10 protein-coding genes are annotated in these 10,038 nt (G+C 70.4%); 7 read left to right on the top strand and 3 right to left on the bottom strand.

Annotated elements, in window-relative coordinates; genetic code table 11:
* On the bottom strand, positions 1–214 hold a 214-nt coding region (locus tag ACXAHD_RS29405; protein ID WP_475054690.1), incomplete at its 3' end, for a hypothetical protein.
* A gap of 194 nt (positions 215–408) precedes the next feature.
* On the opposite strand from ACXAHD_RS29405, the gene ACXAHD_RS29400 reads away from it, so the two are divergent.
* Positions 409–1,704, top strand: a complete 1,296-nt coding sequence (locus tag ACXAHD_RS29400; protein WP_475054684.1) for a deoxyguanosinetriphosphate triphosphohydrolase — start codon at positions 409–411, stop codon at positions 1,702–1,704.
* A gap of 24 nt (positions 1,705–1,728) precedes the next feature.
* On the opposite strand, the gene ACXAHD_RS29395 is transcribed toward ACXAHD_RS29400, so the two are convergent.
* A complete protein-coding gene (locus ACXAHD_RS29395; RefSeq protein WP_281550963.1) occupies positions 1,729–2,025 on the bottom strand; it encodes a hypothetical protein in 297 nt (98 codons plus the stop codon).
* Positions 2,026–2,311: 286 nt separating this feature from the next.
* On the opposite strand from ACXAHD_RS29395, the gene dnaG reads away from it, so the two are divergent.
* Together dnaG and ACXAHD_RS29385 are read left to right on the top strand one after the other, a co-directional pair.
* The gene (dnaG, locus tag ACXAHD_RS29390) at positions 2,312–4,213 is read left to right on the top strand and encodes a DNA primase (protein WP_281550962.1); all 1,902 of its coding nucleotides are present in this window, start codon (positions 2,312–2,314) and stop codon (positions 4,211–4,213) included.
* 2 nt (positions 4,214–4,215) lie between these two features.
* Complete coding sequence (locus ACXAHD_RS29385) at positions 4,216–4,740, top strand: hypothetical protein (protein WP_289213353.1); 525 nt, start codon at positions 4,216–4,218, stop codon at positions 4,738–4,740.
* 56 nt (positions 4,741–4,796) lie between these two features.
* Here the strand turns inward: ACXAHD_RS29385 and ACXAHD_RS29380 are convergent, their stop codons facing one another.
* Positions 4,797–5,987: an ROK family transcriptional regulator gene (locus tag ACXAHD_RS29380; RefSeq protein WP_289213352.1), complete on the bottom strand. Its 1,191-nt coding sequence runs from the start codon at positions 5,985–5,987 to the stop codon at positions 4,797–4,799.
* A 268-nt stretch (positions 5,988–6,255) separates the two neighbouring features.
* On the opposite strand from ACXAHD_RS29380, the gene ACXAHD_RS29375 reads away from it, so the two are divergent.
* From ACXAHD_RS29375 to ACXAHD_RS29360, 4 genes are all read left to right on the top strand, one after another.
* Positions 6,256–7,194 (top strand): ABC transporter ATP-binding protein, encoded by a 939-nt coding sequence (locus ACXAHD_RS29375; RefSeq protein WP_289213351.1) that lies wholly within the window; start codon positions 6,256–6,258, stop codon positions 7,192–7,194.
* Positions 7,195–7,206: 12 nt separating this feature from the next.
* The gene (locus tag ACXAHD_RS29370) at positions 7,207–7,848 is read left to right on the top strand and encodes a GNAT family N-acetyltransferase (RefSeq protein WP_289213350.1); all 642 of its coding nucleotides are present in this window, start codon (positions 7,207–7,209) and stop codon (positions 7,846–7,848) included.
* A 235-nt stretch (positions 7,849–8,083) separates the two neighbouring features.
* On the top strand, positions 8,084–8,920 hold the full coding sequence (locus ACXAHD_RS29365; RefSeq protein WP_289213349.1) for an ABC transporter permease: 837 nt from the start codon (positions 8,084–8,086) through the stop codon (positions 8,918–8,920).
* A gap of 11 nt (positions 8,921–8,931) precedes the next feature.
* Positions 8,932–9,744, top strand: coding sequence for an ABC transporter permease (locus ACXAHD_RS29360; RefSeq protein WP_289213348.1), 813 nt, complete (start codon positions 8,932–8,934; stop codon positions 9,742–9,744).
* Positions 9,745–10,038: the final 294 nt, after the last annotated feature.

Here is a 10,038-nt window from a genome sequence, read left to right as displayed (position 1 = left end):
AAAAACATCTTGTGGTGTGTGGGGGGGGGGAAGGGGGAAAAAAAACACCTCCTCCTCCCCCCCCCCCCCCCCCCCCCCCCCCCCCCCCCCTCCCCCCCCCCCCCCCCCCCCCCCCCCCCCCCCCCCAGTGCTCCTCGACGGCGTACCGCATCGGTTCGGCGACATCGCAGATGTGTACGAGCCGGCTGGTACGGGTCCACCCCTGGTCAGCCACGCCCCGATTGTGGACTGGCCGGGTGCGGTCCCGCAGGGGCGACGTCAACATCACGACACAAGCCGGAAACCATCCCGAAATCGTTACCCGATCAGGTGACGGGCACCGCCGCTCAAGGGGGTCCAGTTCGCCGCCCTGCCGGGCTGGTCAGGCTGCCGGTTCGCCGCCCTGCCGGAGCGGTTAGGCTGCTGAAGGTGAGTGCCTCTCCGGACGGCCCGGCGGTTGGTCGCGCCGCCGACGCGCACCGTCTGGTGCCGGAGCCGGCCAAGGACACCGGCTACGGGCGCAGCCCGTACGAGCGGGACCGGGCCCGGGTGCTGCACTCGGCCGGGTTCCGGCGGCTGGCGGCCAAGACCCAGGTGCATCTGGCGGATCCGAGTGGCGCGGACGGCGTACCCCGGACCCGGTTGACCCATTCGCTGGAGGTCGCGCAGATCGCCCGCGAGATGGGTGCCCGGCTCGGCTGTGACCCGGACGTGGTGGACGTCGCGGGCCTGGCCCACGACCTCGGACACCCGCCCTTCGGACACAACGGTGAGCGGGCGCTGGACGAGGTCGCCGCCGGCTACGGCGGCTTCGAAGGCAACGCGCAGACGCTGCGGGTGCTCACCCGGCTGGAGGCCAAGGTGATCGGTCCGTCCGGCGACTCCGTCGGGCTCAACCTCACCCGGGCCTCGCTCGACGCTACCTGCAAGTACCCCTGGCCACGACAGCCCGGCGAGCGCAAGTTCGGGGTGTACGCCGACGACCAGCCGGTGTTCACCTGGCTGCGCGACGGCGCGCCCGACGGCCGGCGGCGCTGCCTGGAAGCGCAGGTGATGGACTGGGCCGACGACGTCGCGTACTCGGTGCACGACCTGGAGGACGGTATCCACGGCGGCTACATCGACCTCGGTCGGCTGATCGCGGACCCCGACGAACAGGCCGCGCTGGCGGCCGACGTCGCCGCGGCCTACTCCACCGAGTCCGCCGACGATCTGGCCGGCATCCTGGCCGAGTTGCTGGCCCGACCGGAGTTGCGGCTGCTGATCGGCTACGACGGCAGCCACCCGGCCCAGGCGGCGCTGAAGGGCACGACCAGCATGCTCACCGGGGCGTTCGTCGCCGCCGCGGTGTCGGCCACCCGGGACCGTTCCGGTGGGCAGCCGGTGCGGCGGTACGCGGCCGATCTGGTCGTGCCCCGGGTGGTGCGCGCCCGGTGCGCGCTGCTGAAAGGGCTGGCGTTGCGCTACGTGATGCGTCGGCCCGGTGCCGCCGCCGGCTACCTGCGGCAGCGGGAGATCCTCGCCGAACTCGTCGAGGCGTTGACCGGGTACGCCCCGGCCGGTCTGGACCCGGTCTTCCTTCCATTGTGGTCGGACGCACCGGATGACCGGGTCCGGGCACGGGTGATCATCGACCAGGTCGCGTCACTCACCGATCTGGCGGCGATCTCCTGGCACCGGCGGCTGACCCGGCCGGCGGGGCGGCCGGGTCCGACCCGCGTCTGATCCGGTTCACGGCCGGTCGCTCCCTCAGCTCTCGGCCGGCGGGCGGACCGCGACCAGGTCTGCGGCGAGCAGCGCCGACCACCAGGTCTCGACGTTCGACAGCGATCCGGAGATGATCCGTGGCTGGTCGCCCTCGGTGAGCAGGGTCAGGGCCGAGCCGTCCGGCCAGGCCAGCACCCAGCCGGCGATGTGTGGGAGCTCGTCCTCCGGTGCCAGTTCGGCGTCCCGGCTGCGGTAGAGGGCACACAGTCGGGGCGCTTCGTCGAGGGCGATCACGTCCAGGTGGTCGGTGGCGCTGGTCTCAGGCAGCAGCTGGGGCATGGGGGTGCCTCCTCCTTCGGGCTGGGGATCCGGCAATGTAGACAAGACACAGTGAATCGTGAAGAAAGAGAAACAAGCCAGCGAACGGTTCACTAGGTACGACACAGACAGTATTGCCGTGGTCACAGATAAGGACAAGGTCTGTTCTTCGGCGAGGCGTGGAAAGTGCGTATTGACAGAGGCCTGCCTGGTCAGGGTGGGGTTCGGGAGGTCCGTCGCGGCCGGTGGGGTGCCGGCACCCGGCCCCCGGCACCCGCACCGTCGGTGATGGTGGCGGCAGGGCAGGATGTACCTCGAAGGAGGGCGACAGAGCATGGCTGGTCGGATCCGGGACGAGGACATCTCGCTGGTGCGGGAGCGTACGTCGATCGCCGACATCATCTCGGAGAGCGTCACGCTCAAGTCGGCCGGTGGTGGCAACCTCAAAGGGCTCTGCCCCTTCCACGACGAGAAGACGCCGTCGTTCACCGTGGCGCCCGGCCGGAACGTGTACTTCTGTCACGGCTGTGGCAAGGGCGGGGACGCGATCACCTTCCTGATGGAGGCCGAGCACCTCACCTTCGTCGAGTCGGTGGAGCGGCTCGCCGCCCGCGCCGGGATCCAGCTGCGCTACATCGAGGCCGGTCCCGCGCCGGTCCGCCAGCAGGCCGGTCAGCGGCAACGGCTGACTGCGGCGCACGCCGCCGCGGTCGAGTTCTACGTCGACCGGCTGACCGACCCGGCGGCCCGGCCGGCCCGCGAGTTCCTTGCCCGCCGAGGGTTCGACCGGGCGACCGCCGAGCGGTACGCGTGCGGCTTCGCCCCGGACGCGTGGGACGAGCTGACCCGGCACCTGCGCCAGCGGGGCTTCACCGCCCAGGAGTTGATCACCGCAGGGCTGGCCCGACAGGCCCGGTCCGGCTCGTTGATCGACCGCTTTCGACGCCGCCTGCTGTGGCCGATCCGGGAGCTCGGCGGCGACGTCATCGGTTTCGGCGCTCGCAAGCTCTTCGACGACGACGACGGACCCAAGTACCTGAACACCCCGGAGACCCCGATCTACAAGAAGTCCCACGTGCTGTACGGGATCGACCAGGCGAAGCGGGAGATCGCCCGGCAGGGCCGGGCGGTGATCGTCGAGGGCTACACCGACGTGATGGCCTGCCACCTGGCCGGGGTGCCGACCGCCGTCGCCACCTGCGGCACCGCGTTCGGGGCGGACCACATCGGCGTACTGCGCCGGCTGCTGATGGACACCGAGGCCGTCGCCGGGGAGATCATCTTCACCTTCGACGGGGACGCGGCCGGACAGAAGGCGGCGCTGCGCGCGTTCGAGGAGGACCAGCGCTTCGTCGGGCGTACCTTCATCGCGGTCAGCCCGGACAACATGGATCCGTGCGATCTGCGGCTGGCAAAGGGCGACCTCGCCGTGCGCGACCTGGTCGCGCGCCGGGAACCGCTGGTCGACTTCGCGCTGCGGCAGGTACTGAGCCGGTTCGACCTGGACACAGTCGATGGCCGGGTGGAGGCGATGCGGCGGGCTGCGCCGTTGGTGGCGAAGCTCAAGGACCGGGACAAACGCCCGGAGTACGTGCGCAAGCTCGCCGGCGACCTCGGGATGGAGGTCGAACCGGTGCAGCGGGCGGTGCTCGCGGCGGCGGCCGGGCCGCAGCGGACCGCCGGCGGCCGGGCCGCGGTGCCCGAGCCGGCGGCGCCGAAGCCGCGCAACGAGCCGGACAATCCTCAGGCGCTGGTCGAACGGGAGGCGTTGAAGCTCGGGCTCCAGGTGCCGGTGCTCGCCGGCCCGATGTTCGACAACCTCGGCGCGGAGGTCTACCAGCATCCGGTACACGCCGTGCTGCGGGACGCGATGGCGCAGGCCGGCGGGGCCGCAGCCGCCACCACCGGAGCGGTGTGGATCGAGCGGGTCCGGGACAACTGCGCCGACCTCGCGGCTCGGGCGTTGGTCGCCGAGCTTGCGGTCGAACCGCTGCACGTCGACCGGGACGCGGACCCGTACTACGTCTCGGTGACCCTGGCCCGCCTGCAGTGGGGGGCGGTCACCACCCGCATCCGGGAGCTGAAGTCGAAGGTGCAGCGGATCAACCCGGTCACCAACCAGGACGAGTATCTGACCCTGGCCGGGGAGCTGTTCTCCCTGGAACAGCACGCGCGTGCGCTGCGCGAACAAGCCGTGGGAGGGTTGTGAAGGTGTGGAGTCTGTTTCGGCGTAGCGCACGGCTGCCGGCCGACCAGCGGCCGCCGCTGGACCGCGACGAGCGGTTGCTGGCCTGGAGCGGGACCGCGACCGGCACGCTGGTCGTCACCAACCGGGGCCTGTGGCTGCCGGGCCGGGACACCCGGCTCGGCTGGCACCAGGTGCACAAGGCGGTCTGGTCGGGCGAGAGGCTGGTCGTCACGCCGGCTGAGACGGTGTCGGAGCACGACGGCTACACCGTGGTCGCCGACGGACCGGCGATCTCGCTCGACCTGTCGGACCCGGGAGATGTCCCGGACCAGGTCCGGACCAGGGTGACCCGGTCGGTCGGCTACAGCGTGCACCATCAGCTGGACGGTGGCGGGGCCCGAGTGGTGGGCCGGCGGGTGTCCGGCATCGATGGCCTGAGCTGGACGGTGCGCTACGACGCCAGCGTCGACACCGACGCGGACTGGCTGCCCGACCGTACCGCCGAACTGGTGGCCGCGGCCAGGGCGTCGGTCGAGCAGCAGCCGTGACCACCTGCCGCGGCGCGGCCGTCCGGTAGCGGATGCGCCCGGGCCGGTACGTCGGCTCAGCCGGCGGTGAAGACGTGGTCGCTGATCATCCTGGTGGCGCCGATCAGACCGGCCTGGTCGCCCAGCTCGGACAGGACGATCGGCATGTCGCCGGTGGCCAGCGGCAGTGAGCTGCGGTAGACGACGCTGCGGATCTCGGCCAGCAACGCGTGGCCCATCCCGGCGAGTCCGCCGCCGATCACCACCATCCCCGGGTTGAAGAAGCTCACCAGCCGGGCCAGCACCTGGCCGACGCGTCGTCCACCGTCGCGGACCATGCCGACCGCGACCGGGTCGCCGGCGGCGGCCGCCCGGGTGACGTCCAGCGCGGTGAGCGTGCCGATCCGGGCGAGTTGTTCGGCGAGCTGGTCGGAACGCCCGGCTCGGGCGGCGGCGACCGCGTCGCGGGTCAGCGCCGCACCACCGAAGTACGCCTCCAGGCAGCCGATGTTGCCGCAGAGGCACTGCGGCCCGTTCTCGTCGACAGCGGTGTGGCCGATGTCGCCGGCGCAACCGTTGGCCCCCCGGTAGACGTCCCCGCCGACCACTATCCCGGCGCCGATCCCGGCGCCGATCTTGACGAACAGGAAGTCGTCGAACGAACGGGCGATGCCGGCGTGTTTCTCACCGAGCGCCATGATGTTGACGTCGTTGTCGACCAGCACCGGGCAGCCGAGTTCGGTGCTGAACATCTCCCGTACCGGGAAGCGGTGCCAACCCGGCATGAACGGTGGCGAGACCGGCACGCCTTCGTGGACACTGACCGGACCGGGCACCCCGATGCCGGCGCCGGTGAACCGCGTGGTTCCCGAGTCGGCGGCCAGTTTGGTGACCAGTTCGAGAGCCTGCGCGATCACCGTCGTCGGCCCCTGGCGCAGCTCGGTGCGCTCGGTCATCCGGGTCACGACCTGCAGCTCTCCGTCGGTGAGCGCCACGTCCAGGGTGCTCGCGCCGATGTCGATGCTGAGGAAGCGGGTGGCGGCGGCGATCCGGACGATCGACGACGGACGACCGCCCCGGGACGCGGCCGGACCGGCGGTCTCCACCAGACCCCGGTCGATCATCCGGTCGAGCTCGGTGGCCACCTTCGACCTGGACAGGCCGACCGCGTCGCCAAGTTCGGCGCGCGAGCACGGGCCGTCGCGGAGCAGGCGCAGGATCTGCGCCTGGTGCGTGTTCTCCGGCCACACTCCCAGCACGTTGGTCATTGTCCTTTACCTGGGTCCGGCACGTGGCGTCGTCCGACGTGGAGGGCCGGTGGACACGCGGGCGAAGCGGACCGGCGTGGGCAGGGACCGGGCAAGGTGACGAACTCGCCCGCTGACCCGGGAGTAGCGAGTCAGGATGACAAACTTAGTGCATTGAAGCGCAATCTTCAAGACGTTCGTACTATACTTTGTCCTCAATCTGACGAAAGGCGCCTTGCTCGCGAAACTCGCGGCGTCCCTGTCGGGGCCGCGCGGTAGCGTCGTGGCCGTGACTGAACGGGGTAACGGGCCACTCATCCACGCACGCGGTCTGGTCAAGCGGTTCGGGACGTTCACCGCAGTCGCCGGCATTGACGTCGACGTCGCGCCCGGCGAGGCGTTCGGCTTTCTGGGGCCGAACGGCGCCGGCAAGAGCTCCACCATGCGGATGGTGGGCTGCGTCTCCCCGCCCAGCGGCGGCATTTTGCGAATCCTCGGGATGGATCCGCAGCAGGACGGCCCGGCGATCCGGGCCCGGCTCGGCGTCTGCCCGCAGCTGGACAACCTCGACCAGGAACTGACGGTACGGGAGAACCTGGTCAGTTACGCCCGCTACTTCCAGATCCCGCGACCGGTCGCCCGGCGCCGCGCCGACGAACTGCTCGACTTCGTGCAGTTGCGCGACCGGTCGGGTAGCAAGGTCGAGCCGCTGTCCGGCGGCATGAAACGCCGACTCACCATCGCCCGTGCCCTGGTCAACGAGCCGGACATCGTGCTGCTCGACGAGCCGACCACCGGGCTGGACCCACAGGCCCGGCACCTGGTGTGGGAGCGACTGTTCCGGCTCAAGCAACGGGGCGTCACGCTGGTGCTGACCACGCACTACATGGACGAGGCCGAGCAGCTCTGCGACCGACTGGTGGTGATGGACGGCGGTCGGATTGTCGCCGAGGGCTCGCCGCGGGACCTGATCACCCGCTACTCCACCCGTGAGGTGGTCGAACTCCGGTTCCCGACCGACGACCAGGACAGCTTCGCCGGCAAACTGGGCGGAATCGCCGAACGGACCGAGGTGCTGCCGGACCGGATCCTGATCTACACCGGCGACGGCGACGGGGCGCTCAACGAGGTGCACCGCCGTGGGCTGGCACCGACCAGCGCGTTGATCCGGCGCAGTGGTCTGGAGGACGTCTTCCTGCATCTCACCGGCCGGACCCTGATCGACTAGAATCGGCCGGGCATGATCGCGCAGACCGACCGGCTGTCACTACGCCGCTTCACCATCGACGACCTGCCACTGCTCGTCGAGCTGGACAGTGACCCCGAGGTGATGCGGTACCTTACCGGAGGCAGACCGACCCCGGCCGAAACCGTACGCCGCGAGGTCCTGCCCGCGATCCTGCGTGACTATCTGCGCTTTCCGGGCTTCGGCAAGTGGGCCGCCATCGAGCGCTCCAGCGGTGCCTTCATCGGCTGGTTCGCGCTGAAGCCGGCCGCCGCCGGTCCGGCTGTCACCGGTCCCGCCGACGGTGTGGTCAACGGCCGCAGTGGCCGGCTGGCGATCACCGAGGTGGAGCTCGGGTACCGACTGCGACGCGCCTCCTGGGGCCGGGGGTACGCCTCGGAGGGTGCCCGAGCACTGCTGCGGATGGCGTTCGATCACCCGACCGTCGACCGGGTATTCGCCGAGACGATGGCGGTCAACGTCGCCTCGCGGCGGGTGATGGAAGCGGCCGGATTGCGCCTGGCCCGCTGCTTCCACCTGCAGTGGGACGATCCGATCGAGGGCGTCGAGCACGGCGAGGTCGAATACGAGGTGCGCCGGATCGACTGGGCGGAGCGCGCCGCGGCGCCGGCGATCGAGCGTAACCGCCTGCACTGACGGCGGGAGTCCCGGTCGGCGATCGGTCCGTGTGACGCCCTGGAAGCCCTGCCGATCCGCGACCATCCCGGGCGGCGGACCCGGGAGACGGAAATACCGGTGAGGATGTCCCGCCGTCGCCGTAGAGTACGCCGGGCCGGTAGGTCTCGGGCGGTCGTTACGGGGCGTCGTTTCCATGATGTCGTACCCGGGCGGTACAACATCGGCCGGGACCGGGTACGGGGGGCGACGACGGATGTCCGGGACAGACACTGGCGCGACGCCGACGGTAACGACAACCGCGCGATCGACCGGGGCGCGGGCCCGGAGCTGGTTCGGGCCGGCGTCGAGCGTCCTGGAAGCCAACCTGACCGCCTACCGGCGGACCTGGCGGTCGTCGGTCTTCTCGTCGTTCCTGCTGCCGCTGTTGACGGTGCTCAGCTTCGGTGTGGGGGTGGGAGCCTACGTCGACCAGGGGGTCGGCGGGTTCAGCTATCTCGACTGGATCGTCCCCGGTCTGATCGCTTCCACCGCGTTGCAGGTGGCCATCGGGGAGTCCTCCTGGCCGGTGCTGGGCGGGTTCACCTGGCAACGGACCTACTACTCGCAGATAGCCGCTCCGCTACGGATCGCCGACATCGTCGGTGGGTTGCTCGCCTTCGTCCTGCTGCGGGTGCTGGCGAGTGCCGTGGCCTTCGTCGCGGTGGCCGCCGCGTTCGGTGCGCTGCACTCGGGTTGGGCGGTGCTGACCCTGCCGGTGGCCGTGCTGCTGGCAGCGGCCGTCGCCCTGCCGGTGGCCGCCTTCGCGGCCACCATCCGCAGCGACAGCTACATGGTCATCGTGTTCCGGTTCGCGGTCATCCCGATGACCCTGTTCGCCGGAGTGTTCTTTCCGGTGGAGTCGCTGCCGGTGACCGTGCGCTGGCTGGCGTACCTGTCGCCGCTCTGGCACGGGGTCGACCTGTGCCGGGCGGCCTCGCTCGGCATCATGCCCGCCTGGTCCGTCCCCGGGCATCTCGGCTACCTGAGCCTCTGGGCGGCGGCCGGGTGGTGGCTGGCAGTCAACCGGTTCCGCAAGCGTCTGATCCACTAGAGGAGGCAACAGTGGTGACCCTCGTCCTGCCGCAGATGCTCGGGGTCGGCGCGGCCGTGCGGCGGGCCGGGTCGGTGATGGAGCGCAACGCGGCCGCCCTGAAGTCCGCGTACTGGGTGGTGATGATCTCCGGGGTGGTCGAGCCGTTGCTCTACCTGTTCTCGATCGGTGTCGGCGTGGGCCGGCTGATCGGGGACATCACCCTGCCGGGCAGCGGGGCCGTCATCGGGTACGCAGCCTTCGTCGCCCCAGCGATGCTCGCCGCCTCGGCGATGACCGGCGCGTTGTCGGAGACGACGTTCAACTTCTTCGCCAAGATGAAGTTCGTCAAGCTCTACGACGGGATCCTGGCCACCCCGGTCCGCCCGACCGAGCTGGCCTTCGGTGAGCTCGGCTGGGCGATGGCGCGGGGCAGTATCTATTCGGCAACCTTCCTGCTGGTGATGGTCGTGATGGGGCTGACGACGGTCCCCCGGGCGCTGCTGGCGTTCCCGGCCGCGATCCTGGTCGGGTTCGCCTTCGGCGGGCTCGGCATGGCGCTGTCCACCTACATGCGCAGCTGGCAGGACTTCGACCTGATGGGCTCGGCCCAGTTCGCGGTCTTCCTGTTCTCCGGGACGTTCGTGCCGGCCGAGGCGTACCCGTCGGTACTGCGCTGGCTGGTCGAGCTGACCCCGCTGTACCGGTCGGTCCACCTGATCCGGGCGATCGCCGTGGACACTGTCGGGTGGATGCAGTTGGTCGATGTCGGCTATCTCGTCGCGGTGACGGTGCTCGGGCTGACCGTCGCCGGGCGTCGGGTAGGTCGGCTGCTCTGCAACTGACGTCCTGGAGGCACCCTTCTGCGACAATCATCGATCTAACTAGGTCCTGTCGTACAGACTTCTGGCTGGTAGAAGACAAAGCCATCGGTAGTTCACCTGAAAGTTTGGCTCGTCGGGGTCTTTCTTTCCTCTGGTCCTGTCTCTTCTCCACATCTCCGAGCCCACGAGACACAGCCGGTTATCTGGGGGGGGGGGGTTTTTTTTGGGGGGGGGGGGGGGGGGGGGGGGGGGGGGGGGGGGGGGGGGGGGGGGGGGGGGGGGGGGGGGGGGGGGGGGGGGGGGGGGGGGGGGGGG

Source organism: Micromonospora sp. ABR4_055, assembly GCF_056160425.1.
Note: the sequence above shows the minus strand (reverse complement) of the source record. Positions and strands in the feature narration are given on the sequence as shown.